This is a genomic window from Streptomyces sp. ID05-26A, assembly GCF_033794685.1.
Lineage (GTDB): Bacteria > Actinomycetota > Actinomycetes > Mycobacteriales > Pseudonocardiaceae > Lentzea.
This window is the reverse complement of sequence record NZ_JARAYZ010000002.1, coordinates 1,742,857-1,767,624: the sequence shown is the minus strand read 5'-3', so window position 1 is coordinate 1,767,624 and position 24,768 is coordinate 1,742,857. Positions and strand designations below refer to the sequence as shown.

Sequence of the window (24,768 nt, the reverse complement as noted above, 5' to 3'; positions counted from 1 at the left end):
TCAGTCCTGTCGTCCCGCGATCACTCGGCGCAGCCACGCCAGTCGCGTGGCTCGGGCGCGCCGCGACAACGCCGCCTCCGGCACCAGCTGGTCGAAGCCGTGGCAGCCGCCGGGCCACACGTGCAGCTCGGCGTTCCCTCCTGCCTGCCAGATCCGGGAGGCGTACTCGACCGCCTCGTCGCGGAACACGTCCACCGAGCCCACGTCGACGTAGGTCGGCGGCAGACCGGTGAGATCGGTCGCGCGCGCCGGAGCGGCGAACGGTGACACGTCCGGGCCGCCCCTCGCGTCACCCAGCAAAGCCGTCCAGCCGGTGAGGTTCGACGAGCGCACCCACGTGGTGCCGTCGAGGAACTGGTGGCTGGACGGGGTCTCGCACCTGTCGTCGAGCATCGGGCACATCAGCAGCTGGCCGCGGATCGACGGACCGCCGAGGTCGCGGGCCATCAGCGTGACCGCCGCTGCCAGACCGCCGCCCGCCGAGGTGCCGGCGACGGCAGGCGAGCGGAAACCGGTGCGCTCCATCCACTCCAGCGCCCGGTAGCAGTCCTGGACGGGCGCCGGATGCGGGTGTTCCGGTGCCAGCCGGTACTCGGGGGAGACCAGCGTGACGCCCAGCTCCGACACCCACTCGGCCAGCACGTGCAGGTCGGACCGGCGGGTGCCCGCGACCATCCCGCCGCCGTGGACGTGCAGAACAGGAGGGCCCTGTGAGCCTCTGGAACGCAGCACCAGCACCGGGACGCCGTCCGCGTCCTCCTCGGTGAACGTCACCGTGCCGCCGCGCGTCAGCTCGGCGTCGGTGACCACCCGGCCGGCGGCTCGCCTCGCGGTGATCCCGTCGGGCGTCAGCGGTGGGCGGAAGAGGTCCACCGCCGACGCGATCTCGCGATCGATCACCCCTTCACGCCCGTGTGCGCGAGGCCCTCGATGAACTGCCGCTGCGCCAGCACGAACACCACGAGGATCGGCACGGCCGTCATCGTCGCGGCGGCCAGCTGGACGTTCCACATGGGGCCGCCGTAGATGTCCACGAACTGGGTCAGCGCCTGCGGCAGCGTGAACATGTCCGGTGTGGACAGATACACGATCGGCTCCAGATAGAGGTTCCACGAGTGCAGGAACGTGAAGATGGCGACCGCGCCCAGTGCCGGCCTGGAGAGCGGCAGGGCGATCCGGTAGAAGATGCCCGCCCGGCCCAGGCCGTCCATGCGGGCGGCCTCCTCCAGTTCCGGCGGCAGCGCGATGAAGAACTGGCGCATGATGAAGATCGCCAGCACGCACGGCGCGCCGAAGATCGGCACGATGATCAACGGCCAGTGCGTGTTCGTCATCCCGAGCGACTGGAACATCTGGAACAGCGGGACGATCGTGACCTCGCTCGGGATCAGCAGGCCGGTCAGCACCACCACGAACAGTGCGTTCTGGCCGGGGAACCTGATCCGGGCGAACGCATATCCCGCGAGCGCCGCGACGGCCATCGTGCCGGCCGTGACGATCACCGCGATGTAGAGGCTGTTCCAGTACTGCTGTCCGAACGGCTGCATCTTGAACACGGTCTCGTACGTGGAGAACGTCCACTCCGACGGCAGCAGCGACTCGGAGAAGATCTCGCTGATCGGCTTCATCGACGAGGTGACCATCCACCACGTCGGGAACACGAACGGCACGCACAGCAGACACAGCAGGCCGTAAAGCCAGACCTTACGACTCATGGAGCACCCACTTCCGGCGCATCCGCCACTGCAGCAACGTCAGAGCGGCGACGATGACGAACAGCAGCACCGAGATCGTCGCGCCGTAGCCGAAGTGGTGGAACTGGAACGCCTGCTGGTACAGGTAGTAGATCAACACGGTCGTGGACGTGCCGGGACCGCCCTGGGTGAGCACCGCGATCTGCGCGAACACCTGCAGCGAGCCGACGATCGTGATGATCGACGTGAGCAGGATCGTCGGGCTGATCAACGGGATCGTGATCCGCCAGAACCGGGTCCACGCGCCCGCGCCGTCGATCTTCGCGGCCTCGTACAGCGGGGCCGGAACCCCTTGCAGCGCGGCGAGGAACAGCACCATGTTCAGGCCGACGTTCTTGATCACCTGCACGACGATGACCGACACCATCGCCGTCGTCTCGCCGCGCAGCCAGTTCGGCCCGTCGATGCCGAACACGCCGAGCAGTCCGTTCACGCTGCCCTCCGGCTGCAGCATGAGCTGCCACACCAGCGTCCACGCCACCAGCGACACCAGCACGGGGGAGAAGAACAGCGTGCGGAACAACGTGGTGCCGCGCAGTTTCTGGTTGAGCAGCACCGCGAGCAACAACGCCAGCGACAGGTTCAGCACCACCAGCCCGGCGGCGAACCAGGTCGTGGCGACGAGCGAGTCACGCAGCTTCTCGTCGGCGAGCAGCCTCGCGTAGTTCTCGCCGCCGATGAACTCGAACGTCCCGCCGAGCACGTTCCACTCGTTGAGGCTGTACCAGGCGACCATCCCCAACGGAATCAGCACGAACGCGAGGCTGCCGAGCAGAGCAGGCGCGACGAAGAGGTAGCCGACCAGGTTGTCGCGCCTGCGATACGTCCAGAACGTCACTGGCGCTCCAGCAACGGCTTGATCTTCGCGCACACGCCGTCGAGCACCTGCGCGACGTTCGCGTCCGGCTTCCACAACGGGTCGAGTGCCGCGCGGATCGTCTGGTTGAGCTCCTCCTGTCCCTGGTGGCTCGGCTTCACCACGCCCTTGCTGATGCCGTCGATCACGACCGACTGCAGCTGCTCCGGCTTGATCAGCGGGTTGCTCTTCGCGAGCGTGTCGGCGTTGAGCAGCGACTGGCGCACGGGCGGGAAGAACTGGGCGAGCTTCGCGGAGTTGGCCGCGTTGGTGAAGAAGCCCAGGAAGTCCGCGGCGGCCTCGGCGTTCTTCGAGCGCTTCAGGACGCCGACACCGGCCTGGCCGATCACCGCGTAGTCACCCTTCGGGCCCTGCGGCAGCGGCAGCAGCGTCCAGCCGAACTTGGCCTCCTTCAACGCACCCGCCCGCGAGATCTGGCTGACGGCCATGGCCGCGTTGCCCGCGAAGAAGTCCACGGTCGTGCCGGGACCGGGGATCGCCTTGTCCGTGAAGATCGCCTTGTGGATGAAGGTCATGGCGTCCTTCATCTCGGGGCTCGCGAACCCGCACTGCTTGCCGTCCTCGCTCCACGCGTTCGCGCCCCAGCCGCGCCAGATCGCCGAGAGCACCGCCCAGTTCTGGTACTTGAAGTCCGGCAGCACGAGGTTCTTGCCGGCCGACGCCGCGACGGCCTGCTCCCAGGTCTTCGGCAGGTCCTTCACCAGGTCGGTGTTGACGAACAGGCCGAACGGCGAGGTGGAGAACGGGTACGCGTACAGCTCGCCGTCCTTCTCCCACAGCTTGATCGCGGACGGCACCAGCTCGTCGGCCTTCTCGACCTTCGCCCTGATCGGGGCGAGCGCGCCGGACGACACGAAGTCCGGCGCCGACTCCTCCAGGATCCACGCCAGGTCGGGCGCGTTGCCGCCGGCGATCTGGGTGGTGAGGGTGGTGGTGTAGCCGTCGGCCGGGATCGTGTCGAACTTGATCTCGGTGACGTCCGGGTGCGCCGCCTTGTACTCGGACGCGATCTCGTTGAGCAGCTTGAGATGCGCCTCGTTGGCGGTCCACACGGTCATGCGCAGCGTCTTGGGGCCGGACTGCGCCGAAGAGCCGCTGCACGCCGTGAGGGCGATCAGAGCCGTGCAGATGAGTGCTAGAAGCCTGGACATCGTTGTCTCCCTGGGCAGCTAGTAACCGGACACGTCCGGCCAGCGGAGCTCGACCCCGTCGCGTTCCAGCCGGTGCTGGAAGTCCGCGAGCAGGGCGGGGGTGTTGCGCACCGCGCGAGGGGTGACTCGGTGCGCCAGGCAGAAGTCCGCGAGCGCGCCCGCGACCTCGCCGACGTTCCACTCGACCGGGTGCAGCCGGTGGGACCCGTTGGTGATGTGGGTGGTGCCGATGTTCTTGCCCGCGGGGAGCAGGTTCTCGACGCGCTGGGGGATGAGCGCGCCGAGCGGGATCTCGAACGGGCAGCTCGCGACGTCGAGGTAGTTGTCGCCGCCGGTCGAGGGGTGCAGGTCGATGCGGTACATGCCCACGCCCACCGCGTCGGCGTGCTGGACTGCGCCTTTGTCGCCGCGCACGGCGAGGGAGAGGTCCTGCTCGACGATCGTGTACTCGGTCCGCATCCGCCGTGACTCGCGGATGTACGGCGCCTGGGCCAGGCCGTCCGCGCTGCCCGTGACGTCGCCGCGCAGCCGCAGGCCCGGGAACCCGGTGCCGCCGTCCTGCCGCGGTGCCTCGGTCTGCAGCCAGTACAGGACCGACCTCGACAGCTCGCGCGCCGCGGCGACGTGCGCGTCCGCGTCCGGGACGTCGATCACCGGCGACTCGAAGTAGTCGATCATCGGCCAGTTGACCAGGCAGATGTCGCTGTCGTAGGCGCCGTCGACGAAGTTGCGCCGGGCGGCGATGCGGCGGAACGTCCACAGGTTGCTGTCGCCCGCGCTGAGCCGTTGGTCGGACAGGACGCTCAACGGGTCGTCGTCCGGGTTCGGGGTGAACGTGCGCTCGGCGATGCTCAGCGTGCGCGGGTCGGGGGAGCGGAACGACAGCATGCGGTCGCCCCAGTACGAGGGCTGGTACTCGCGCCAGAAGTCGTAGCGCGCGGGCTTGTCGATGGTGTGGTCGCCGTCGACGTGGTCGATCGCGAAGCACACCGACATCGCCTGCATGTTCGCCGGCTGCGCGGTCTCCGGAGCGCTGGGCTCGCCGGTGTCCAGTGTGGACTCGAAGCCGGTCACGTACTCGGCGCCGGACAACGGGAGCAGCTCGCCGGTCTCCGTCGCGTCGAGGACGTACGGCGCGGTGAGTTCGACCTCCGAACCGTTGTGCTCGACGGTGACCGACACGACCCGGTCGCCGTCGGTGCGCGCGGAGATCGGCCTGGCGGGCTGGAGGACCGTGAGCTTGCCGCTGCCCCGGTAGGGCGCCAGCATCTCGTCGATCACGGCGACGGCGACGCGGGGCTCGTGGCAGAGACGGCTCACGTTGCCCGCGCCCGGGTTGAGCTCGCGCCACGCCCGCGCCTGCGGCGTGAGGGGGTAGTGGCGGCGGTAGTAGTCGCGGATGCCGTCGCGCAACGAGCGGTACGAGGCCGTCACGCCGAAACGCTCGACCCAGCTGTGCTCGTCCGGCGGCACGGCCTGGCTCGTGAGCTGCCCACCGAGCCACTCGAACTCCTCGGTGAGCACGACCCGGCGACCGGCGCGCAGCAGTGCGAGAGCGGCGGCGACTCCGCCGAGTCCGCCGCCCACGACGACGACATCAGTGTTGTGCTGCAACAGATTCCTCCAGGATCAACCGAGCGTGGTGCCTTCGACGAACTCGCAGGCCAGCAGCTCCTGCGGGGTGGTGCCGTGTTCGAGCACCTCGGTCAGCGCCTGCACCGCCCGCCGCCCCATCTCGCGCCGGGGGATGCGGAACCCGGTCAGGTCCACGTCGTCCGGCGCGGGCCGGGTCGCGGCGCCGAGCATGAGCACGGACAGGTCACCGGGGACCGACAGGCCGCGCTCGCGGGCGGCGAGCACGAGCGCGGCACCGTCGGAGACCTCCTCGGCGAGCACGCACGTGATGCCCGCGCCGAGAAGCTGGTCAAGCCCCGCGAACTGCACGTGCGTGCCTTGAACACCATGCGCCGCAACGGCCTTCTTGAACCCGCTCAGCCTGTCGGCCGACGATTCCGCACCCGTTCCGGCGCCCACGTAAGCGAACTCGCGGTGCCCGAGAGCGACCGCGCGGTCCACCAGGTCCCGCACGGCGGCGTCGTAGTCGGCACCGACGTGCGGCACCGGTCCGCCCGCGTCGTCGCGCCGGCCGATCGAGACGAACGGCACGGCCTCCGCCACGAGCTGCGTGAGGTCGTCCCGGTCGATCGAGCGACCGAGCAGCACGCAGCCGTCCGCGAGCCGGATCCTGCTGTCGTCGCTGAAGATCCGCCGCTTCCCGTCCGTCGCCCTGGCGCTGGTGAACAGCAGCAGGTCGCAGCCCACCTCCTCCGCCTGTTCCTCGATGCCCTCGAGGAACGGCTGGTAGAAGTCCGAGCGAGTGCTCGGGAAGACGGCCTCGTAGGTGAAGACGCCGAGGATGCGGTTGCGCTGGTCGTGCAGCCGGCGTGCGATCGGGTTCGCGACGTAGCCGGTCCGCCGGATCACCTCGAGCACACGGGCCCGCGTGTCCTCCGCGATCCGGACGCCGCTGTCGGTGCGGTTGTTGAGCACCAGCGACACCGTGGCCTGGCTGACGCCGGCCATCCGGGCGATGTCCTGCTGGGTGAGCCTCTTGGCCATGACCACCTGCCAATTCGAATTGGCCGAGAGTCTGCGTCAGCACCAGCGCCGCCGTCAACCCTGTAATAATTCGAATTAGCATCTTGACGGGCGTGGCTCGGCCGGGCGAAGGTCCTCGGCCAAGGAGGTAGGCCCGTGAACGCATTCAGCCGTCGCAGCCTGATCACCGGTGCGACCGCGGCCGGACTGCTCGCCGCTCTGCCCGGTCAGGCCCTCGCCCTGCCCGCGCCCCCGCCCGTCACGCCGAACCGGCGTTCTTTCGCACCCGACGAACAGCGGTTCGCGCCGTACCTGATGGCGGTCTCGCCGATGGTCGCCGACATGAACCCGGCCGGCTTCTTCGGCGGCGGCTGGTGGCGCAGCCCCAACGTCTCGTACAACGCCCGAGTCCAGGAGCACGTCTACACGCTGGCCTGGTTCGCGACGCAGTCCCGCTCGTGGAACCCCTACCGCGGCAACACGAACGTGATCGCGGCGCTGGACGCGGGACTCGGCCACTACCTCGGGCTTCAGCACGCCGACGGTTCGTGGCCCGAGTACTCGCCGGACCAGCACTCGCTGGCGGCGACCGGGTTCGCCATGGGGTACCTGAGCAAGACGAACGCGCTGCTGGCCCGCGCCGGGGTGCTGCCGTCCCGGCAGGCCCAGATCACCGCGTCCCTGCGCCGGGCCATGACCTGGTTCCTGAACCCGTCGAACGGCACCGTCTGGCAGTCACCGCTCACCTGGGCCAACCAGACTGCGTCCGGACTCGCCGGTTCGGCGCTCGCGTTGAAGCAGCACCCGGACGCCGTGCTGCGGCAGCGGCTCACCGAGGCGTTCCGGCGGCTGGCGACGGCCGGTCAGAGCCCCGCCGGGTTCTTCTACGAGGAGTCCGGCGCGGACACCAACTACAACTTCGAGGTCATGCTGCCCGAACTGGCCGACGCGTGGCGGCAGTCCGGCGACCCGAACCTCGTCGTCATGGCGAGGAAGTACACCGACTGGCTGGGCTACAACCTGGTGCGCGAACCGGACGGCTCCGGCTGGTTCGCCAACATCGCCACGAACTCCCGCACCTCCTCGCGGTTCTACGCCGACGTACGGCCCGATCCCGAGCGGACCGCGTTGAACGCCCAGTTCGTGCCGGAGGTGCCGGGCCTGGCCGCGTTCGTGTCCAGCCGTGAGGACCTGGCCGCCGCCCGCACGGCCTGGGCCGCCTCGTCGGCGTCGGTGCCCGCGCTGGTCAAGCCGGACACGTCGCCGCGCATCCTCGCGCACGCGATCTACGGCGAGCGCTACCCGGGCCGTGCCGAACGAACGGCGGCCATCGCGCGGTTGCCTTACCAGCGCGCGCACTTCACCGAACGGCGCAGCGATCAGGGTCAGGACTTCCTGTTCGTGCGGCGGCCACGGTGGTACGTCGGCGGATACTTCGGCACGCGCCGGGCGACCTCGTTGGCGCGCACCGGGTTGACGTTCCTGTGGCATCCCGTCGCGGGCACGCTGGTGCAGTCGATGAACAACAACAACCACGCGTGCTGGGCGACCGTGTTCCCCGGACAGGTGCCGGACTCCAACGGTCCACAGCAGGCGGAGTTCCTCGGCGGTGAGCCGTACCGGTTCCGCTACCGCACGCCGTCCGGTTCGGTCGTGACGGAGGTGACGGTGGGGGATCGGATCGTGCGCTCGGTTCGGGCCACCAGCGCGGCCACCGAGCAGATTCCCTTGGTGGTGCGGGATTCCGACACGGTGGCGCTCGACTCGCGTGGCCTCACGCTCACCCGTGGCCGCACGGTGGTCCGGTTCGACTGGGGGCGGCAGCTGGATCCGCAGCTGCGCACGGCGTCCTCGATCACCTACCCCGGCCGGACGATGCGGATCCTCACCGTCCCGCACGACGGCACGTTCACCCTGACCGTCACGGCGCGTTAGTCCACTGAGGACAGATGGTTTCACTCTGATGTAGCAACGGCGGCATGCATGTTCGCGCAGCTCAAGGGGTATTCGAATGCTCCAAACCCCTTGGTCCGCGGTTCACGCGAAGGAGTGGTCGTGATGGCACACGTGCGTCGTCTGGTCGACGTCCACACCGGAGACGAGTTCGATCAACCGGTCCCCTTCGGCCTCGTCTACCCGATCTGCACGGCGGACGGCGACGCGCCGCCGAGTCAGCGCGGCAGGACGTGGGAACACCTGACCGCCTGCGACCGCGACTTACGCCAGGTGTCGTGAAGCTCGTGTGAAGCGAGTCCGTGCCGGGTACTGCCTGATCGGGTGACCCGGTTGGGCGCCCGTGTGAAGGGAGCTCGACATGGACTTCGGACAAGGGCTGACCGACGCCTGGCGCGCGGTCGCCACGTTCGTGCCCAAGCTCGCGGCGTTCCTGCTGATCCTGCTGGTCGGCTGGTTCGTCGCGAAGGCGGTGGCGAAGCTCGTCGACAAGGTCCTCGAACGGGTCGGGTTCGACAAGCTGGTGGAGCGCGGCGGCATCCGCAGGATGCTCGCGAACAGCAAGTACGACGCCTCCGACCTGCTCGCGAAGCTGGTCTACTACGCGTTGCTGCTGATCACCCTGCAGATCGCGTTCGGCGTCTGGGGCCCGAACCCCGTTTCGGAGCTGTTGACCGGCATCGTGTCGTGGCTGCCCAAGGCCGCGGTCGCGATCATCATCGTCGTGGTGGCCGGTGCGGTCGCCAGCGCGGTCAAGGACTTCATCGGCGGAGCGCTCGGCGGCCTGTCCTACGGGCGGATGCTCGCGAACATCGCGTCGATCTTCATCTGGGCGCTGGGCATCATCGCGGCGCTGAACCAGATCGGTGTCGCCACCACGGTCACCACGCCGGTCCTTATCGCGGTCCTCGCCACGGTCGGCGGCATCCTCGTCGTCGGTGTGGGCGGTGGCCTGGTGCGGCCGATGCAGCAGCGCTGGGAAGGCTGGCTGGGCCGCGCGGAGCAGGAGTTGCCGCAGGCCCAGGCCCAGGCGGAGGCGTACCAGCGAGGGCGTGAGGACGCCGTGCGGGCCCCGGTCGCCGCTCCCGCCGAGCCCGTCACCACGCCGATGCCCGCGGCCGCCGGGCCGCAGGACCCGGTGCTCGGCGAGCGGAGGCCGGAAGAACGCTGACCGAGGGGATTTTTCGAACGAGGCGCACCCGTTTGGGGTGCGCCTCGTTTCATGTGAGCTTCGGAAGCGCGTGCACGTCGTCGGTCAGCGGCTTCACGTCGTGCACGTGCGCGAGCTGACAGACGGCCATTAGACGGACGCCGAGCCACGACGTGTGCGTCCAGTCCGAGTCGAGCGCGTGGTCCAGCAGTCCGCGCCCGTACGCGGCGAGGAGCACGACCGCTCCCACCGCGCCGGCGCCTTCGACACCGAGCAGCAGGATGTCGCGCACTGCGGCACCGTGCTGGTCGACCTCGGCGGCCAGAGCGGGGGTGATGGCGAGCGCCGCCCACCCGGTCACACCGATCCGGTCGGACAGGTCGCTGATCCACTGTCGCGCGTTCGTCTCGCGCCAGGTCGCACGCATTCAGCCACCGTAGCCACGTTTGCTGAAGTCCCGGTTTGGGGGCGCTCGAACCGGGTATTCGTGCGCGGGCGCGTCAAGCAGTCGGCGCGAAAGACGCGACTGTGAAGGCAGGCGATGACCATGACCACCGAACTCGACGAACCGTCCTCACGTCAGCGACGGGCGACCGCGCTGGAGAAGCTGGACAACGCCGTCTGCACCGCGCTGGCCGACGTCGAGGGGGACGATGCCCGCCTAGGGCTCGAAGAAGCACTCGCGGCCTGCACGGAAGTGGGTGCCGCGCTGGCGCCGAGCGTCCTGGGGTGTGTCGAAGCCGCCGAGGAGCACCTGCGCCACCGGGAACGGATGGAAGCGCGGATGTTGCTGACCGTCGCCCACCGGCTCCTCTCGCGCGTCCGGCCCCCGATCGTCGTGCCCGGACCGGCCACTCCCGGAGACTCGCTCCTCCGTCGGTGATTGAGCCGTGAAGACCCCGGGTACCTCGAACGCACGTTCGAGCGAAAGGGGAGTGCTGGTGAACCGCACGCCGGAGAAGGACCCTGAGGACTGGACGACCGGGGACGAGCCGATGACCGGCCCGCAGGAGTCCTACCTGCACACACTCGCCCAGGAGGCGGGTGAGGACGTGCCGGCCGAGCTGACCAAGGTGGAGGCGTCCCAGCTCATCGACCGCCTCCAGGAGAAGACCGGCCGCGGCGGATGATCGTGTGGGACGGGGCGTTCGCGGGTAACCCGCTGAAGTGGACATCAAGCACGAAGTGACTCAGACGGAATCGTCCCTGCTGGCGAGTTACCCGGACTACCTCGACGCCCAGCGCCTCGTGGACCGGATGTCCGACGACGGGTTCCCGGTGGAGAGCGTGCGGATCATCGGTGACGGTGTCCGCACGGTCGAGCAGGTCACCGGGCGCATGACGCGGGCCCGCGCCGCGGCGGCGGGCGCGGCCAGCGGTGCCTGGTTCGGTGTCTTCATCGGCCTGCTGTTCGGCCTGTTCACCGCCGGTCAGACCTGGGCGTGGTTCGTGTTCATCAGCCTCGCGGTCGGTGCGTTCTGGGGTGCGGTGTTCGGGTTCGTCGCGCACTGGAGCACCCGCGGCCGCCGTGACTTCGCGAGCGTCATGACGCTGCAGGCTCGCCGGTACGAGGTGCACGTCGACCGGGAACGTGCGGCCGAAGCGTCGAAGTACGTGCTCTGAGCCGACTCGGCAAGCGGCGGGTCGAGACGATCCAGGTGCAACGCGGACTGGTGGTGCCCGGCTACGGCTGGCGCCACCACCCCGCGGTGAAGATGTGCGTGGGCTACGAGGAAGCGCTCGTGCGGTACGGCCCGCCCTACGTCTGGCCGCCGATGCTGACCCGCACGGTGAACCCCTCGGCGTCTCGGCCCATGGACACGTAGTCGCACGTGCGGTGCAGGATCCACAGCCCGAGCCCGGCCGACAGCGTCTCGGTGGTCGGCACGAGACCCGTCAGCGGGTCGGACGGGCCGCAACCCTGGTCCGTCACCGCCAGCACCACGCGTGACTCGTCCGCCCACAGCCGGAACCGCACGGGCGCGATGCCGTGCGTCAGGCCGTTCGTGACGACCTCGCTGGCCGCGTAGACCACGTCGTGCGCGCCGTCCTCCGTCAGACTGATCCCGCCGATCGACGCGGACACCGCTTCCCGCACCGCGCTCGCGGACGGGGCGATCAGGTCCACCACCGGCACTGCCCGTTCGAGCACGTCCGGAACCTGGGGTGACGGGGGGAGACCCTCGCGGTAGCCGGGGTTCACCTCGTGCATGCCCGGCGCGGTGGCGATGTTCGGGTGCGTGCGCACCACGTCGGCCAGCACCTCGGCGGGCGTCGTCCTCGTGTCGTACGGGCACAGGCCCCACACCGGGAACTCCGCGTACGCCAGGTTCGCCGCTGCCTCGTAGCGCGCCCACCAGTCCCACGGCGCGCCCATGCCAGGATGCGGCACGTCACCGACGACGCGCATCTGCCGGGCGCCGTCCGCCGTGTACTCGCGGAACAGGTCGCGGTAGCTCGCGATGGCCTCGGACGGGCGGGAGTACTGGTCGGCGCCGGGCCGGTAGATCACGCCGGTGCTGCCGAGCACCGCGCGCAGCAGCGCGGTGTTCTGCTCCGTGCACGCGACAACGGACGGCTCGCCTGCGCGCAGACCGCTCTCGAGGAACGGAACGGCGTGCGCGAGGAAGTCGTCGTCAGTGCCGTAGAAGGCGGTCTCGTGGAAGAAACCGGTCACGAGGACCGATGCTACGCCGCCATCCGGGGTGATCACGCCCTGAACGCAAGTCGTGGGACCGCCACACCGCACGCACACGAGCACTGCGCTACGGTCGTGTCGGGTTGAGCAGCCAGCCCTTGACGTCGGCCGTCCGTGCCGTCGTCACTGGAGGTTGCGTCGTGCTCACCGACGGTCAAGTCCCCTTCCGCGCCGCCCGCGAAAGCGTGGGCACCGCAGTCCTCGTGCACGTGGCCGGTGAAATCGACTACTCCACGGCCCCTGAACTGGCTGAATGTCTCGGAGAAGCGGTCAGGTCCGTCACTCCGCCCGCCGCCGTCGTCGCCGATCTGACCGGTGTCCGGTTCCTCGGCGCCCAGGGCATCGGGCTGTTGCTCGAACACCAGGACCTCTGCCTGCGCCGTGGCAGCGCGCTCGTCGTCGTCGCGAACACCGCCGCCGTGCTGCGTCCGCTGCAGGCGCTGGAACTGATGAGCGTGCTGGGCGTGCGCCCGTCGGTGCTGGACGCGATGACCCCGCCCGAGGTTCCGGCCTAACCGCGTTCGGAGGCGCTGCGCAGCACGCAGAACTCGTTCCCCTCGGGATCGGCCAGGATCGCCCAGCCGGTCCCGTCGGGATTGCGGTGGTCACCGACGAAGGACGCGCCCAGCCCCAGCAACCGCTCGACCTCCTCGTCGCGCGTGGTGTCGGGGCGCAGGCACAGGTGCAGCCGGTTCTTGACGGTCTTGGGCTCCGGCACCTGGTTGAAGAAGAGCACCGGTCCCTCGGCCAGCAGCACCTCGGTCTCCCGGTCGCCCGGCTTGTCGTCGGGGTGCATCGGGCGACCGGTCACCTTGCTCCAGAACAGAGCCAGCTCGTAGGCGTTCGCGCAGTCGATCGCCACGTTCTGCAACACCGAAGTCATGCGCGCCAGCCTATTGCGGTCTAGGCTCTGTCCTGCAAGTTCGTCAGGTGAGAGACGCCGTCTCCGGGGCCCTCGGCCGCCGCTGTCACCCGACGAGACTTACAGGACAGGGTCTAGAGCATCGGCGGCATCAGCCGGTAGCTCTCCGCGTAGTACTCGTCGGTCCGGCTCCGGTAGCCGTCGTGGTCGTCCGGGTCGTACTCCGGCGCGTCCTTGATCTGCTCCTTGGTGCGGTCGACGTGGACCTTGCGTTCCTCGTGGTCCACGTGCCGCACGGTGCCGACCGGGAGCACGACCTTGTGACCGAAGATCCACGGTCCGGTGTCGACCATCAGGCAGTCGTGCGGCACCTTGGCGTTGTCCTCGTCGATCTTGCCGATGCCGCCGTCGGTGGCCTCGACGTCGTAGCCGATCAGACCGGTGTCGGGGCGGTCCCCGAGGTCCTGGTCCGGCTCTCCGGTCCACGACGGGTCGCGCCACACCCAGGGGACGAACGGGATGGGTTGCATGTCGGCCTCCTTCAGTCCGACACCGGGGTACCCCGCTACACCTTGTCGAGGAACGTCTTCATCATGCCGATCTGCGCGGTCCGCGACTTGTCGATCCGTTCCGCGAGATCCTTCACCTCCCGGTTGGCGCCACTGCCGGACTCCCACCGCGCCATCTGCACGGCGTCGTCCTGGTGGGCGATCATCACGTTGAGCAGGCGCTGGTCGAACTCCGCGCCGCTCAGCGCGGACAACCGTTCGACCTCCTTGGGATCTGACTCGCGCATGCCGCCGTGGCCCGCGTGCGAGTCCGGCGGTGCCGTCAGCGGTTCACCCCACGACGTGAGCCAGCCCTTCATCGTGTCGGCCTCGGTCGCCTGGGTCTGCTCGATGGCGGCCGCCAGCATGCGCAGTTCCTCGTTCTGCGTCCTGTCCTTCGCGAGGGCGACCATCTCCACTCCCTGCTGGTGATGGGGAAGCATCATCTGCAGGAACATCACGTCCAGCGGATCACCGCGCAACACGGTGCCCGGCTGCGTGGTCGCGCAGCCGGACACCACGAAGGCGAGCACCAGCAGGAAGAACCGCATCAGAGGCGTCGCCACAGGGCGGGCGTGTTCGGCGGTTCCCAGCCGGCGATGGCGGTGTGCGCGAGTTGGCACTCGTAGTTCACACCGCCGTAGGTGACGCGGTTGCCGATCGAGTACGTCGTGCCCGCGGCCCACGTGCCACCTACGGGCGGCTGCGTCGTGGTGGTCGTGGTCGTGGGCGGCTGGGTCGTCGTGGTGGTCGTCGGCGGGTTGGTGGTGCCGCCGCCGAAGTCGACGTCCGAGCACGTGTAGAAGGCCTCGTTGCTGCCGACCACGCGCTGCCAGATCGAGTAGAGGACGTGGCGGCCGGAGCGGTTGGGGAGGTTCAGCGTCCAGTTCGTGAACGTGCTGGGGTTCTGGCCGTTGAACGTCTGGATGTGCACGAGGTCGGACCAGCGCAGCGGCTGCGTCGGGTTCCAGCCGTCCCTGGTGATGTAGAACTCGAAGTTGCTGTTCGAGTGCGGTGCGGACGCGTGGTAGGTCACGGTCAGCGAGCCGGGGGAGACCCGCTTGGCGGGCCAGTCGGCGCGTTGCAGGTCGAGTCCGCGGTACTTGTCGCGGCCCGCGCTGCAGAGCTTGCCGTCCGGGATGAGCTGGCGGTGGCGCCCGCCGGCCTCGAGCAGCGAGACCTCGTTCCAGTCGTAGTAGGCCTGCGTGCCCCCGGCGGCCACGGCCGCCTTGCACGCGTCGGACTTCGGGGTCTCCGGGCCCTCGTTCTTGCACGTGTAGACCCGGCTGGCCGGATCGGACATCGTGCCGTGGGCGATCGCGGGCGTCGTGGGGACGATGAACGCGAAGACCACCGCGGAGGTGGCGGACAGGCTCGCCAGAGCAAGCCGAGTGCGTGACTTCACAACGCCTCCTGGCAGGCGGAGGTGGCGAAACACTTCGCGAGGGAGGTGGTTCGCGTGACGGGTCGGCGGCCCTGGTTCACAAGTGTAAACAATTGGTTGAACCATTTGCTTGGACCAATCGGACGAATCGCCCCTGGTGCGATGAGTTCGGCCCGTACCCCTGGTCTGTCCCTGCGAGACGGCTTGGAAAGGTGGAGAGCGTGGATCTGCACAGCGTGATGTGTGTGAGCGACCTGACGAGGTCGCTGGAGTGGTACGGGGTGTTCTTCGGCCGTGCCGCCGACGAGGTCATCGGCGAGGAACACCTGTGGCAGGTGGGCGAGAACGCCTACGTCGTGCTCGACGCCCGCGACGTGCGGTCCGCACGCGTCGGCGGCTCGATGGTCACGTTCGGCGTGACGCTCGGCGACTTCGACGGGGCGCTGGCACGGCTCGTCGCGCACGGGGTCCGCCACGAGCCCGTCGAGACGTACTCCAACGGCGTGCGGCACGTCGAGGTGCTGGACCCCGACGGCAACAGCCTGTCGCTCGCGGCGCTGCCCGGCGGTCCGTCGTAGAGTCGGGCAGATGAGCGACGAGAACGTGCTGGGCCGCATCAACGAACTGGTCGACGAGGAGCACAAGCTCCGTCAGCAACTCGCCACCGGTGAGATCTCCACGGACGAGGAGCACGCCCGGCTCCGGTCGGTCGAAGAGGCCCTCGACCAGTGCTGGGACCTGCTGCGGCGGCGCCGGTCGGCCCGATCGCAGGGTGAGAACGCCGAGGACGTCCCGGCCCGCTCGGTCGGTGAGGTCGAGGGCTACCTGCAGTAGGTCAGTTCCTGGTGTCGCGGAAGATGATCCAGCGCATCACGCTGTACATGAACGCGGCCTCGCACGCGCCGGCGACGATCCGCGAGAGGTGGTACTGCAGGCCGATCTCGGTCAGCGCGCTGCCGACGCCGAGGATGAACGCCAGGTAGTTGATCGTGATCGCGACGGCGTACAGACCCGCCTGCGGTCCGACCGGCGCGTGCGAGCGGAAGTTCAGCGCCCGGTTGAGCACGAAGCTCAGGCCGAACGCGAGCACGTAGGCGATCGTGAACGCGAGCGGCACCGGCAGGCCGAGGCCGCCGCGGAACAGCGTGAGCAGCAGCAGGTCGACGCCGAACGTGAACCCGTTGATCAGGGCGAACCCGAGCAGGCTCGGCGCGACGACGCGGGACAGGCCGAACGGCAGCCGCCTCACCACGACTTCCATCAGCTCGTGGAACCTCGTGCCGAGGTCTCGTTCGGTGTCGCTCAGGGCGCCGGTCATGGCACGACAGTGCCACGGCGCAGAGGGACGAAAACGACGAAACGGCTCTTGATCGACAGGCCGTCCACAGGTGTTCAGCCGGTGTTCAGGTGGTTGGACCGCCGCCACCGGGTGGGGCTCATCCCGTGCAGCTTGCCGAACGTCCGCGCGAAGTAGCCCGCGTCCGGGATGCCCACCTGCCGTCCGATGTCGCCGACGGGCAGGTCCGTGACGGCCAGCAGTCGCCGTGCCTGGACCATGCGCCGTTCGGTGATCCACTCCTGCACCGTGCGGCCCGTCCGCCTGCGCACCGTCGAGGTCAGGTGGCCGGGGGAGATGCTGACGGCGGCGGCGACCTCGCGCAGGGACAACGGTTCCGGGTAGCGCCGTTCGATCACGTCGAACACCTCGGCCAGCAGCGGTTCGGCGTTCTCGCGCAGGTCGCCGACGACGTCCGCGGCCAGTCTCGACACCCCGACCAGCAGCAGCGTCAGGTGCGCCGACACGGCCTCGCGGTAGCCGTCGCGGCGGTGCCGGAGCTCGTCGTGCAGCGCCTCGACGCGAGCGGTCCACTCAGGGCGCTGGTCGTCGGGGACCTTGAGCCGCAACGCACCGGTCGCGCCACCGTGGACGAACGGGAACAGCAGCGGGTGCGTGCGCCACGCCAGGTGCGCGCCGGGGGTCTCCGGGCCGAGCGCGTCGGCGGTGAAGAAGACGCCCCAGCCCCGTGCACCGAGGAGGTCGTCGCTGCGGGCCTGGCCCATCACGTCGCCGGGCGCGATGACGAACAGGTCGCCGGCCTCGACCTGCCGCGCGTGCTTGCCGTGCCGGACCACGCCGCCGGACGCCTCGAAGAAGGCGATGCCGGGGAAGTCGTGGGAGTGGGCCTCGTGCGCACCGTCGAAGTCCGCGCCGTGTCCCAGCCTCAGGGCCGCCACGGCGAGCTCGCCGGGCACGGGCTGCCAGGCGTACTTCGCGGGCTCGTCGCCCTGGAGGGGTGTTCGCTGGGTTCGCACCGTCGAATCGTCCCATTCAAACCGAGGATCGGTACAGAAATCGTGGTGTGACAAGAGTCAGAATCAACGCATGGCCGAAACATCGTCCCAGGAGCGGGACTACCTGCCCGGCATGGGCAAGCACTACCTGTTGCCGTTCTACGACGTGCTCCACCGGGTGTCCGGGCTGCGGCTGGTGCACGGCGAGATGGTCTCCCTGGCCGGGTTGCGGTCGGGACAGCGCGTGCTCGACGTAGGTTGCGGCACCGGGAACCTGTTGCGGTCGGCGGGAAAGCGGCATCGGGACGTCGAGCTCTCCGGAGTGGACCCCGACCTGAAGATGCTCGCACGGGCGGAGCGGAAGCTGCGCGGTCTGCGGGCGAGGCTGGACAAAGGGTTCGCGCAGGAGCTGGCGTTCCCCGACGCGACGTTCGACGTCGTCTTCTCCAGCCTCATGCTGCACCACCTCGACGGCCCGTCCAAGGTGGAGATGCTCGCCGAGGTGCGGCGTGTGCTGAAGCCGGGCGGCCTGTTCGTGCTCTCCGACATCGAGCACCACGGCCACGCGGCGAAGGGGATCGCCGAGTCGGGGTTCATCGTCGAGCAGTCGCGGACGCGGAAGCTGCGGATGTTCGGAACCGTGGGGATCGAGGTCGCCAGAGTCCACTAGGGACAGGTCCATTGTCGACCGATTGAACGCGCACGATGTTGCTTGACTACCAACAGATCCAATAGATTGCGAACTTGCCGGTTACCGTCGTGGGAGCGCGTTCTCCCATCTAAGCTGCGCGCCGTGACAGATGCGACGGGAAGTCTGGTGGCGCAGCGCTACCGGCTCGTTCAGGTGATCGGCGCCGGCGGCATGGGCCGGGTGTGGCTCGGTCGTGACGAGGTCATCGGCCGTGAGGTGGCCATCAAGGAACTGCTGCTGCCCGCCGGGCTCGACGCGCAGCAGCGGGCGTTGCTGTGCCAGCGCGCCATGCGCGAGGCCCAGCTCGCCGGGCAGCTCAACCACCCCGGCATCGTCACCGTGCACGACGTCGTCGAGTACAACGGCACCCCGATGATCGTGATGGAGTTCGTCCGCGGCGGGTCGCTGTCCGACGCCATCAAGACCCGGGGGTCGCTGCCGCCGGACCAGGTCGCCTACATCGCGACGTCGATGCTCAGCGCGTTGCGGGTGGCGCACCAGGCCGGGATCGTGCACCGCGATCTCAAGCCCGCCAACGTGTTGCTGTCCGGCGACCGGATCGTGATCACCGACTTCGGCATCGCGCGCCTCACCGGTGACGTCCCGCTGACCACCGACGGGTCGATCGTCGGCACACCCGCGTACATGGCGCCCGAGCAGGGCACCGGCGCGCCGATCACCCCGGCCACGGACCTCTGGTCGCTCGGCGCCACCCTGTACGCCGCCGTCGAGGGCCGGCCGCCGTACCAGGGCCAGGACTTCATGACGACCCTGTCGATGCTGCTCACCCAGGACCCGCCGCCCCCGCAACGGGCCGGGCACCTCGCGTCCCTGCTGGGTGGGCTGCTGCGCAAGAACCCCGCCGAACGCGCCACGGTCGACCAGGCCCTCGCGATGCTGGCCGGCTCACCCGTCGTGCTGCCGGTGGTGGCCAGGCCCGGTGTCCGCAGGCGCACGGCACTGCTGGCCGGCGTCGGCGCGGTCGTGGCGATCGGCGGCGGCACCGCGTGGTGGCTGAACTCGCAGGACGAGAACGGTGAGGGCGCGCAGCTGCCGTCCACCCAGGACAAGAAGGCGGCCTCCAACAAGGAGGGCGGCTCGGAGCAGTCGACGACCTCGTCGAACGCCGAGCCGGGCCGGCCGCAGGAGTTCGCCGAGCACGTCCAGCTCGTTGACCACAAGGAGGCGGTCTCGTCGGTCGCGTGGAGCCCGGACGGCAAGATCCTCGCCAGCGCCGAGGACGGCCTGGGCAGGGACGGCGCCGTCGTCCGCATCTGGGACACCACGACGAACAAGCTCATCGGCACCGTCCAGAACCCGGACGGCCCCGGCGGCGCGTCGGCGTGCGCGGTCGCGATCAGCCCGGACGGCAAGATCCTCGCGGCGGGCGGCAACCGCACCGGCGACTTCACCACGTACCTGTGGAACCTCTCCGACCGCTCGATGATCGGCGGCCTGGACGAGAGCCGGTCGATCATGAAGACCCTGCTCTTCCACCCGGACGGCAAGACGCTGGTCGGCATCACCCACACCGGCCGCCTGCAGGTCTGGGACGTGGCGAGCCGCAAGGTCAAGATCGGCCTGACCGAGGCCCAGGGCAGCAGCGACCTGTCGTTCAGCCCGGACGGCAAGCTCCTCGCCTACGCGGGCACCAAGTACCAGGAGATCAAGGTCGTCGACCCGGCCACCGGCAAGACGGTCGTGACCATCAACGACTCGACCGGGCACGGCGGCTCGTTCTCGCCCGACGGCAAGACCCTCGCGGTCGTCGACGCCGACGGCGAGAACAGCATGCAGCTCTGGGACGTGGCGTCGGGCAAGAGCAAGGCGGTGTTCCTGCGGCCCGACGACGGCCTCACGCTCTCGTCCGCGTTGTTCCACCCGGACGGCAAGACCGTCGCGGCCTGGGGGCTGGGCAACTTCGTGCAGCTGTGGGACGTGGAGACCAAGAAGGTCCGCGCCACGGTGATCGGGTCGGGCGGGGAGATCCAGACCGTGGCGTTCTCGCCGGACGGCAAGCGGATCGCGGCCGGTGGTGACGACAAGACCGTGCGGATCTGGAAGCTCTAGGTCGTGATCTAGAGACCTTCGAGTTCGAAGACGTCGATGCCGTGCCGTTCCAGCGTGTCCGCGAACGCCTCGATGACGTTGTCGAGGATCCACTCGCAGCGGGCCTTCAGCACGGCCCCCTCCGAGGAGCGGAACGCGGGGATGGCCGCGGTCAGCCGCGCGGCCACCGGCCACTCGTTGTCGTACTGCCACAGCTCGCCGGCCGGGGTCAGCAGGATCCCGGCCTCCTTGAACACACCGGGCAGGGTCGCGCTCGGGGTCCTGGTGATCAGCACGAGCCAGCCGGACGCGATCCGCACCTTCTGCTCGCCGACCCGGTCGTGCAGCGTGTGCTCGGCGGGGATCTGGTGGTTCGTCAGCAGGACCACGACCTTGCGCGCCCACTCCGAGATGGTCGCGGACCGCGTGGCCCACGACTCGGCGGCGGCCTCGTCGGCGAGTCGGCGCTGCTTCATGAACGTCACTAGATCATCCATGGCTGGTGAACATAGCGTCATCGGGCCGTCACAAATGGTGCGGTCCCAGGAAACGCGCGCTTCCTAGCGTCGAGGTCCATGACCGTTGACGAGGTTGTGGAGCGGGCTCCGGCTCCGGCGGCGTCCAAAGAGACGCTCGAGGACTACACCCTTCGGTTCGCGCCCAGGTCGTACCGGCGCTGGACTCCTGCCGTCGTCGGGGCGTCCGCGCTGGGCGGTATCGCCTACATGGCGGACTTCTCGATCGGCGCGGGCATCGGGCTCGCGCACGGCACCGGGAACGCGTTGCTGGCCATCGGGTTCGCGGCGATCGTCATCTTCGTGACCGGGTTCCCGCTCGCGTACTACGCGGCGCGGTACAACATCGACCTCGACCTGGTCACGCGTGGATCGGGCTTCGGCTACTACGGCTCGGTGATCACCAGTGTGATCTTCGCGAGCTTCACGTTCATCTTCTTCGCGCTCGAAGGCTCGATCATGGCGCAGGGCCTGCGGTACGCGCTGGGGCTGCCGCTGTGGCTGGGGTACCTCGCGTCGACACTGGTGATCATCCCGCTGGTGATCTACGGGATGAAGGTGCTCGCGAAGCTGCAGAGCTGGACCAACCCGTTGTGGCTGCTGCTGATGGTGGCGCCGCTGCTCTACCTCGTCATCGCCGACCCCTCGTCGGTGAGCCGCTGGCTCGCGTACGGCGACACCGGAGTGAACACCGCGGCGGTGATGCTCGGTGCCGGCGTGTGCCTGTCGCTGATGGGGCAGATCGGCGAGCAGATCGACTACCTGCGGTTCATGCCGCCGCGCACCGCCGCGAACCGGCGTGCGTGGTGGACGGCGGTGGTCATGGCCGGACCGGGCTGGGTCGTGTTCGGCGCCCTGAAGCAGGCGATCGGCGCGTTCATGGCGATCTACGTGCTCGACGCCGTCGGCAAGGTCGCGGCGGTGGAGCCGATCGAGCAGTTCACCGGCGTGTTCAAGCAGTTCATGCCGCCGTGGCTGGTGGTGCCGCTGGCGTTGGTGCTCGTGGTGCTGAGCCAGGTGAAGATCAACGTCACCAACGCCTACTCGGGATCGCTGGCGTGGACCAACTCCTTCACCCGCGTCACGAAGCGCTACCCGGGACGCCTGGTGTTCGTGCTGGTCAACCTCGCGATCGCGCTGGTGCTGATGGAGGCGGACATGTTCAGCTTCCTCAACAACCTGCTGAGCTTCTACTCGAACTGCGCGATGGCGTGGGTCGTCACGGTCGCCGCGGACATCGCGATCAACAAGTACCTGCTCAAGCTGTCGCCGAAGCAGCCGGAGTTCCGCCGCGGCATGCTGTTCGCGGTCAACCCGGTGGGTGTCGGCTCGTTCCTGGCCTCGTCGATCCTGTCCATCTCGGTCTACTTCGGACTTTTCGGCGCGGCGATCCAGCCTTACTCGCCACTGGTCGCGGTCGGCATCCCGATCGTGCTGACGCCGTTGCTCGCGATCGTCACGCGTGGCCGCTTCTACCTGCGCCGCACCGACGACGGCATCGCGGAGCCGATGCTCGACGAGGACGGCAACCCGAGCGGGACGCGGTACGACTGCGTGGTGTGCGGGGAGTCCTACGAGCGGCCGGACATGACGGCCAGCGCGCTCGGCGGGGAGATCTGCTCGCTGTGCCTGAGCACCGATCGTGACGGGAGCCACGTGCTGCCGGCGTCCTGACCGGCGTGGCTCCACGGGCGAGGTCCGAACAGATCGAGCAAACTGCACGTCATGCAGGAATGGGCCTTGCTCGCCGTCGCGGCCGTGCTGATCATCGTGGCGGTGTCGTACGCCGCGCCCAAACTGGGCGTGGCGGCGCCCGTGCTGCTCGTGCTCATCGGCATGGGGTGCAGCCAGCTTCCCGGTGCGCCGCACCTGGTCGTGGAGCCCGAGTGGATCCTCGTGATCGTGCTGCCGCCGATCCTGTACTCGGCGGCGGTGAACGTGCCGGTGGTCGACTTCCGGCGCAACTTCGCGACGATCGGGTCGCTGTCGGTGCTGCTCGTGGTCGTGTCCGCGTTCGGCACCGGCCTGCTGATCTGGTGGCTGCTGCCGGAGATCGGGTTCGCCGCCGCGCTGGCGCTGGGCGCGGTGATCAGCCCGCCGGACGCGGTCGCCGCCACGTCGATCGGCAAGAAGCTGGGCCTGCCGCCCCGCCTCGTCACGATCCTCGAGGGTGAGGGCCTGGTCAACGACGCGACGGCGCTGGTGCTGCTGCGCACGGCCATCGTCGCGATCACGGCGAGCGTGTCGTTCGGCAGCGCGCTGGGCGACTTCGCCTACGCCGTCGCGGTGGGGGTGGTGATCGGGGCCGCGGTCGGCATCGTGTCGGTGTGGGCGCGGTCGAAGATCCAGGGCCAGCCGGTGCTCACCACCGCGATCTCGTACGTCGTGCCCTTCCTGGCGTTCATCCCGGCCGAGGAGGTGCACGCGTCCGGCGTGATCGCCGTCGTCGTGGCCGGGCTGATCACCGGTCATCAGAGCGCGCGCAAGTTCACCGCGCACGACCGCATCTCCGAACGCACCAACTGGCGCACGATCCAGCTGATCCTGGAGAACGGCGTCTTCCTGCTGGTGGGCTTCGAGCTCACCTCGGTCGTCGCCACCGTGGCGGACGACGGCCTCACCAGGACACTGCTGATCGGCGTCCTGGCCACCGTGGCGCTGGTGCTGCTGCGCGTGGTGTTCACGATCCCGGTGATCGCACTGCTGCGCCGCCAGCAGCGCCGCGCGGACGCGTTCACCGGCAAGCTCGAGGCCTTTGTGGACAGGTTCACCGCCCGAGGTCCCAAACCCGGCGAGGAGAAGCGGTACGACCGCGGAATCCGCATGCTGCAACGCAAACAGGCCGATGTCGCGTTCTACGCGACCGAAGGCCTGAGCTGGCGCGGCGGCGCGGTGCTCGCCTGGTCCGGCATGCGCGGGGTGGTGACGGTGGCGGCCGCCCAGACTCTGCCGGAGGACCTGCCGTACCGCAACGAGCTGATCCTGATCGCGTTCACGGTCGCGATCCTCACGCTCGTCGTGCAGGGCGGCTCGCTGCCGTTGGTGATCAGGTGGCTGGGCATCCGCGGCAACGACGAGGACCACGAACGTCGCGAGTACGCGCGGCTGGCGGGCGAACTCGTGACGGCGAGCCGGTCGTTGCTGGAGAGCGACACGCTGTGCCGCGAGAACGGGGAGCCGTTCGACGAGCACCTGCTGGAGCAGACGCTGGAACGCACGATCGCGATGAGCGAGGGGATCGAGAGGAAGTTCCTGGAACAGGACCCGGACAGGTCGCTGCACCAGCGCTTCGAACTCCAGCGGATGATGACGGACGCGCAGCAGAACGCGTTGCTGGACGCCAGGGCGGGCGGCACCTACTCCTCGCACACCCTGGAGCGGGCGCAGAACTTCGTGGACAGCCAGAGCGCCCGCTTCACGACGTGATCAGAACGGGTCGCCGCTGACCCGGGCCTGCACGTCCACGGTGTTGCGCGGCGACGCCCCGAGCGTCAGCCGCGACACGATCCGGTACCGGTCCCCGCGGTAGATCGAGTGCACGTACTCGACCTGCCGGCCCTCCGCGTCCGTGGTCAGCCGCTCGAACAGCAGAGCCGGTGCCAGCACGGGAACTCCGAGCAGCGACGCCTCGGAGTCGTTGACGACCGTGGGCTCGATCGACTGCACCGCCTCGGAAACGTGGACGCCGTGTTCGCGCAGCCGTTCGTAGAAGTCGCCGGACTCCATGTCGTGCAACGTCAACGCGGGCGCGACCAGAGCTGGGACGTGCAGGTACTCCAACGCCATCGGCTCACCGTCGACCAGGCGCAGGCGGGCGATGTAGTGGATGTCGGCGGCAGGGGAGACGTGCAGGCGGCGGCCGACCCGCGCGCCGGCCGGGATGCGGGCGTGTTCGAGCACGCGGGAGGACCAGGTGCCCGACGCCTGGGGCAGGGACATGGATCCGGTGTCGGACACCATCTCCTGGGTGATCTTGGCGCGCGCCACGAAGGTGCCGCGGCCGTGCTGGCGGCTGAGCAGGCCGAGGTTGACCAGTTCCTCCACGGCCGAGCGGATGGTCGGGCGGGAGACCGAGAGCTGTTGGCAGAGCACGCGTTCGGCGGGGATCGGGGCGCCCGCCGGGTGGGTCTCGATGAGTTCGAGCAGGTAGTCGCGGACCCGCTCCCGCTTCAGGATCGCCTCGGCCATGCCTCTCCGCTTCGTCGGTGTTCAGTATGTCATACCACTGGTAAGTAACCAGTCTGTT

General features: G+C 69.1%; 29 protein-coding genes and 1 pseudogene. 14 read left to right on the top strand and 16 right to left on the bottom strand.

Going from position 1 to position 24,768, the window contains the following annotated elements:
• The 6 genes from PV646_RS23780 to PV646_RS23755 are packed head-to-tail and all read right to left on the bottom strand — an operon-like array spanning position 1 to position 6,401.
• Positions 1-900: an alpha/beta hydrolase gene (locus PV646_RS23780; protein WP_500344385.1), complete on the bottom strand. Its 900-nt coding sequence runs from the start codon at positions 898-900 to the stop codon at positions 1-3.
• Complete coding sequence (locus PV646_RS23775; RefSeq protein WP_500344384.1) at positions 897-1,715, bottom strand: carbohydrate ABC transporter permease; 819 nt, start codon at positions 1,713-1,715, stop codon at positions 897-899. Before PV646_RS23775 ends, PV646_RS23780 begins: the two co-directional genes overlap by 4 nt.
• Positions 1,705-2,592, bottom strand: coding sequence for a carbohydrate ABC transporter permease (locus PV646_RS23770; RefSeq protein ID WP_500344383.1), 888 nt, complete (start codon positions 2,590-2,592; stop codon positions 1,705-1,707). The genes PV646_RS23775 and PV646_RS23770 overlap by 11 nt, the downstream gene beginning before the upstream one ends.
• Positions 2,589-3,782 carry an ABC transporter substrate-binding protein gene (locus PV646_RS23765; protein WP_500344382.1) on the bottom strand — a complete coding sequence of 398 codons (1,194 nt, stop codon included), beginning with the start codon at positions 3,780-3,782 and terminating at the stop codon, positions 2,589-2,591. The genes PV646_RS23770 and PV646_RS23765 overlap by 4 nt, the downstream gene beginning before the upstream one ends.
• Before the next feature lie 18 nt (positions 3,783-3,800).
• Complete coding sequence (locus tag PV646_RS23760; protein ID WP_500344381.1) at positions 3,801-5,396, bottom strand: FAD-dependent oxidoreductase; 1,596 nt, start codon at positions 5,394-5,396, stop codon at positions 3,801-3,803.
• A 15-nt stretch (positions 5,397-5,411) separates the two neighbouring features.
• Positions 5,412-6,401, bottom strand: coding sequence for a LacI family DNA-binding transcriptional regulator (locus tag PV646_RS23755; protein ID WP_500344380.1), 990 nt, complete (start codon positions 6,399-6,401; stop codon positions 5,412-5,414).
• A 135-nt stretch (positions 6,402-6,536) separates the two neighbouring features.
• Between PV646_RS23755 and PV646_RS23750 the strand changes: the two genes are divergently transcribed.
• The 3 genes from PV646_RS23750 to PV646_RS23740 all read left to right on the top strand — a co-directional run bounded on the left by PV646_RS23750 (position 6,537) and on the right by PV646_RS23740 (position 9,504).
• Positions 6,537-8,315 carry a hypothetical protein gene (locus tag PV646_RS23750; protein WP_500344379.1) on the top strand — a complete coding sequence of 593 codons (1,779 nt, stop codon included), beginning with the start codon at positions 6,537-6,539 and terminating at the stop codon, positions 8,313-8,315.
• A 120-nt stretch (positions 8,316-8,435) separates the two neighbouring features.
• Positions 8,436-8,615, top strand: a complete 180-nt coding sequence (locus tag PV646_RS23745; protein ID WP_500344378.1) for a hypothetical protein — start codon at positions 8,436-8,438, stop codon at positions 8,613-8,615.
• A 79-nt stretch (positions 8,616-8,694) separates the two neighbouring features.
• Positions 8,695-9,504, top strand: a complete 810-nt coding sequence (locus PV646_RS23740) for a mechanosensitive ion channel family protein (RefSeq protein ID WP_500344377.1) — start codon at positions 8,695-8,697, stop codon at positions 9,502-9,504.
• 49 nt (positions 9,505-9,553) lie between these two features.
• On the opposite strand, the gene PV646_RS23735 is transcribed toward PV646_RS23740, so the two are convergent.
• A complete protein-coding gene (locus PV646_RS23735) occupies positions 9,554-9,910 on the bottom strand; it encodes a DUF6401 family natural product biosynthesis protein (RefSeq protein ID WP_500344376.1) in 357 nt (118 codons plus the stop codon).
• Between the two features lie 120 nt (positions 9,911-10,030).
• Between PV646_RS23735 and PV646_RS23730 the strand changes: the two genes are divergently transcribed.
• The 4 genes and pseudogenes from PV646_RS23730 to PV646_RS23715 form a co-directional block, all read left to right on the top strand.
• Positions 10,031-10,366 (top strand): hypothetical protein, encoded by a 336-nt coding sequence (locus PV646_RS23730; RefSeq protein ID WP_500344375.1) that lies wholly within the window; start codon positions 10,031-10,033, stop codon positions 10,364-10,366.
• Positions 10,367-10,424: 58 nt separating this feature from the next.
• Entirely contained in the window at positions 10,425-10,613 is a 189-nt protein-coding gene (locus PV646_RS23725; RefSeq protein ID WP_500344374.1) for a DUF3072 domain-containing protein, read from the top strand.
• Between the two features lie 55 nt (positions 10,614-10,668).
• Positions 10,669-11,106 (top strand): general stress protein, encoded by a 438-nt coding sequence (locus tag PV646_RS23720; protein ID WP_500344373.1) that lies wholly within the window; start codon positions 10,669-10,671, stop codon positions 11,104-11,106.
• A pseudogene (locus PV646_RS23715) lies at positions 11,103-11,237 on the top strand (pyrimidine dimer DNA glycosylase/endonuclease V); the annotation flags it as partial. The gene PV646_RS23720 and the pseudogene PV646_RS23715, both read left to right, overlap by 4 nt.
• 5 nt (positions 11,238-11,242) lie before the next feature.
• Here the strand turns inward: PV646_RS23715 and PV646_RS23710 are convergent.
• Positions 11,243-12,160: an anti-sigma factor RsbA family regulatory protein gene (locus PV646_RS23710; protein WP_500344372.1), complete on the bottom strand. Its 918-nt coding sequence runs from the start codon at positions 12,158-12,160 to the stop codon at positions 11,243-11,245.
• 161 nt (positions 12,161-12,321) lie between these two features.
• Here PV646_RS23710 and PV646_RS23705 point away from each other — a divergent pair, with 161 nt between their 5' ends.
• Positions 12,322-12,696 (top strand): STAS domain-containing protein, encoded by a 375-nt coding sequence (locus tag PV646_RS23705; protein WP_500344371.1) that lies wholly within the window; start codon positions 12,322-12,324, stop codon positions 12,694-12,696.
• Here PV646_RS23705 and PV646_RS23700 read toward each other — a convergent pair.
• The 4 genes from PV646_RS23700 to PV646_RS23685 all read right to left on the bottom strand — a co-directional run bounded on the left by PV646_RS23700 (position 12,693) and on the right by PV646_RS23685 (position 14,996).
• The gene (locus PV646_RS23700) at positions 12,693-13,064 is read right to left on the bottom strand and encodes a VOC family protein (RefSeq protein WP_500344370.1); all 372 of its coding nucleotides are present in this window, start codon (positions 13,062-13,064) and stop codon (positions 12,693-12,695) included. The genes PV646_RS23705 and PV646_RS23700 overlap by 4 nt on opposite strands.
• Positions 13,065-13,177: 113 nt before the next feature.
• Entirely contained in the window at positions 13,178-13,573 is a 396-nt protein-coding gene (locus PV646_RS23695) for a PRC-barrel domain containing protein (RefSeq protein ID WP_500344369.1), read from the bottom strand.
• A 35-nt stretch (positions 13,574-13,608) separates the two neighbouring features.
• Positions 13,609-14,157, bottom strand: a complete 549-nt coding sequence (locus PV646_RS23690; protein WP_500344368.1) for a DUF305 domain-containing protein — start codon at positions 14,155-14,157, stop codon at positions 13,609-13,611.
• A complete protein-coding gene (locus tag PV646_RS23685; RefSeq protein WP_500344367.1) occupies positions 14,142-14,996 on the bottom strand; it encodes a lytic polysaccharide monooxygenase auxiliary activity family 9 protein in 855 nt (284 codons plus the stop codon). Before PV646_RS23685 ends, PV646_RS23690 begins: the two co-directional genes overlap by 16 nt.
• Before the next feature lie 200 nt (positions 14,997-15,196).
• Between PV646_RS23685 and PV646_RS23680 the strand changes: the two genes are divergently transcribed.
• Positions 15,197-15,553 carry a VOC family protein gene (locus PV646_RS23680; RefSeq protein ID WP_500344366.1) on the top strand — a complete coding sequence of 119 codons (357 nt, stop codon included), beginning with the start codon at positions 15,197-15,199 and terminating at the stop codon, positions 15,551-15,553.
• A gap of 10 nt (positions 15,554-15,563) precedes the next feature.
• Positions 15,564-15,809, top strand: coding sequence for a DUF2630 family protein (locus tag PV646_RS23675; protein ID WP_500344365.1), 246 nt, complete (start codon positions 15,564-15,566; stop codon positions 15,807-15,809).
• Between the two features lies 1 nt (position 15,810).
• Here the strand turns inward: PV646_RS23675 and PV646_RS23670 are convergent, their stop codons facing one another.
• On the bottom strand, positions 15,811-16,293 hold the full coding sequence (locus PV646_RS23670) for a GtrA family protein (RefSeq protein ID WP_500344364.1): 483 nt from the start codon (positions 16,291-16,293) through the stop codon (positions 15,811-15,813).
• Between the two features lie 74 nt (positions 16,294-16,367).
• A complete protein-coding gene (locus PV646_RS23665; protein ID WP_500344363.1) occupies positions 16,368-17,288 on the bottom strand; it encodes an AraC family transcriptional regulator in 921 nt (306 codons plus the stop codon).
• 70 nt (positions 17,289-17,358) lie between these two features.
• Here PV646_RS23665 and PV646_RS23660 point away from each other — a divergent pair, with 70 nt between their 5' ends.
• Together PV646_RS23660 and PV646_RS23655 are read left to right on the top strand one after the other, a co-directional pair.
• On the top strand, positions 17,359-17,937 hold the full coding sequence (locus PV646_RS23660; protein WP_500344362.1) for a class I SAM-dependent methyltransferase: 579 nt from the start codon (positions 17,359-17,361) through the stop codon (positions 17,935-17,937).
• 123 nt (positions 17,938-18,060) lie between these two features.
• Positions 18,061-20,028, top strand: coding sequence for a WD40 repeat domain-containing serine/threonine protein kinase (locus PV646_RS23655; protein ID WP_500344361.1), 1,968 nt, complete (start codon positions 18,061-18,063; stop codon positions 20,026-20,028).
• An 8-nt stretch (positions 20,029-20,036) separates the two neighbouring features.
• Here PV646_RS23655 and PV646_RS23650 read toward each other — a convergent pair whose 3' ends face one another.
• Entirely contained in the window at positions 20,037-20,504 is a 468-nt protein-coding gene (locus tag PV646_RS23650; protein ID WP_500344360.1) for a hypothetical protein, read from the bottom strand.
• A 78-nt stretch (positions 20,505-20,582) separates the two neighbouring features.
• Here PV646_RS23650 and PV646_RS23645 point away from each other — a divergent pair, with 78 nt between their 5' ends.
• Positions 20,583-22,196: a purine-cytosine permease family protein gene (locus tag PV646_RS23645; RefSeq protein ID WP_500344359.1), complete on the top strand. Its 1,614-nt coding sequence runs from the start codon at positions 20,583-20,585 to the stop codon at positions 22,194-22,196.
• 51 nt (positions 22,197-22,247) lie between these two features.
• The gene (locus tag PV646_RS23640; protein WP_500344358.1) at positions 22,248-23,948 is read left to right on the top strand and encodes a cation:proton antiporter; all 1,701 of its coding nucleotides are present in this window, start codon (positions 22,248-22,250) and stop codon (positions 23,946-23,948) included.
• On the opposite strand, the gene PV646_RS23635 is transcribed toward PV646_RS23640, so the two are convergent.
• Positions 23,949-24,710 (bottom strand): GntR family transcriptional regulator, encoded by a 762-nt coding sequence (locus PV646_RS23635; RefSeq protein ID WP_500344357.1) that lies wholly within the window; start codon positions 24,708-24,710, stop codon positions 23,949-23,951.
• Between the last annotated feature and the right edge of the window lie 58 nt (positions 24,711-24,768).

Bases quoted from the DNA above. Each gene is read 5' to 3' on its own strand.
- PV646_RS23635 (WP_500344357.1), bottom strand. From the start codon at position 24,710: ATGGCCGAGGCGATCCTGAAGCGGGAGCGGGTCCGCGACTACCTGCTC.
- PV646_RS23650 (WP_500344360.1), bottom strand. From the start codon at position 20,504: ATGGATGATCTAGTGACGTTCATGAAGCAGCGCCGACTCGCCGACGAG.
- PV646_RS23645 (WP_500344359.1), top strand. From the start codon at position 20,583: ATGACCGTTGACGAGGTTGTGGAGCGGGCTCCGGCTCCGGCGGCGTCC.
- PV646_RS23700 (WP_500344370.1), bottom strand. From the start codon at position 13,064: ATGACTTCGGTGTTGCAGAACGTGGCGATCGACTGCGCGAACGCCTAC.
- PV646_RS23755 (WP_500344380.1), bottom strand. From the start codon at position 6,401: ATGGCCAAGAGGCTCACCCAGCAGGACATCGCCCGGATGGCCGGCGTC.
- PV646_RS23730 (WP_500344375.1), top strand. From the start codon at position 10,031: ATGACCACCGAACTCGACGAACCGTCCTCACGTCAGCGACGGGCGACC.
- PV646_RS23765 (WP_500344382.1), bottom strand. From the start codon at position 3,782: ATGTCCAGGCTTCTAGCACTCATCTGCACGGCTCTGATCGCCCTCACG.
- PV646_RS23640 (WP_500344358.1), top strand. From the start codon at position 22,248: ATGCAGGAATGGGCCTTGCTCGCCGTCGCGGCCGTGCTGATCATCGTG.
- PV646_RS23660 (WP_500344362.1), top strand. From the start codon at position 17,359: ATGGCCGAAACATCGTCCCAGGAGCGGGACTACCTGCCCGGCATGGGC.
- PV646_RS23740 (WP_500344377.1), top strand. From the start codon at position 8,695: ATGGACTTCGGACAAGGGCTGACCGACGCCTGGCGCGCGGTCGCCACG.
- PV646_RS23670 (WP_500344364.1), bottom strand. From the start codon at position 16,293: ATGACCGGCGCCCTGAGCGACACCGAACGAGACCTCGGCACGAGGTTC.
- PV646_RS23695 (WP_500344369.1), bottom strand. From the start codon at position 13,573: ATGCAACCCATCCCGTTCGTCCCCTGGGTGTGGCGCGACCCGTCGTGG.
- PV646_RS23735 (WP_500344376.1), bottom strand. From the start codon at position 9,910: ATGCGTGCGACCTGGCGCGAGACGAACGCGCGACAGTGGATCAGCGAC.
- PV646_RS23675 (WP_500344365.1), top strand. From the start codon at position 15,564: ATGAGCGACGAGAACGTGCTGGGCCGCATCAACGAACTGGTCGACGAG.
- PV646_RS23775 (WP_500344384.1), bottom strand. From the start codon at position 1,715: ATGAGTCGTAAGGTCTGGCTTTACGGCCTGCTGTGTCTGCTGTGCGTG.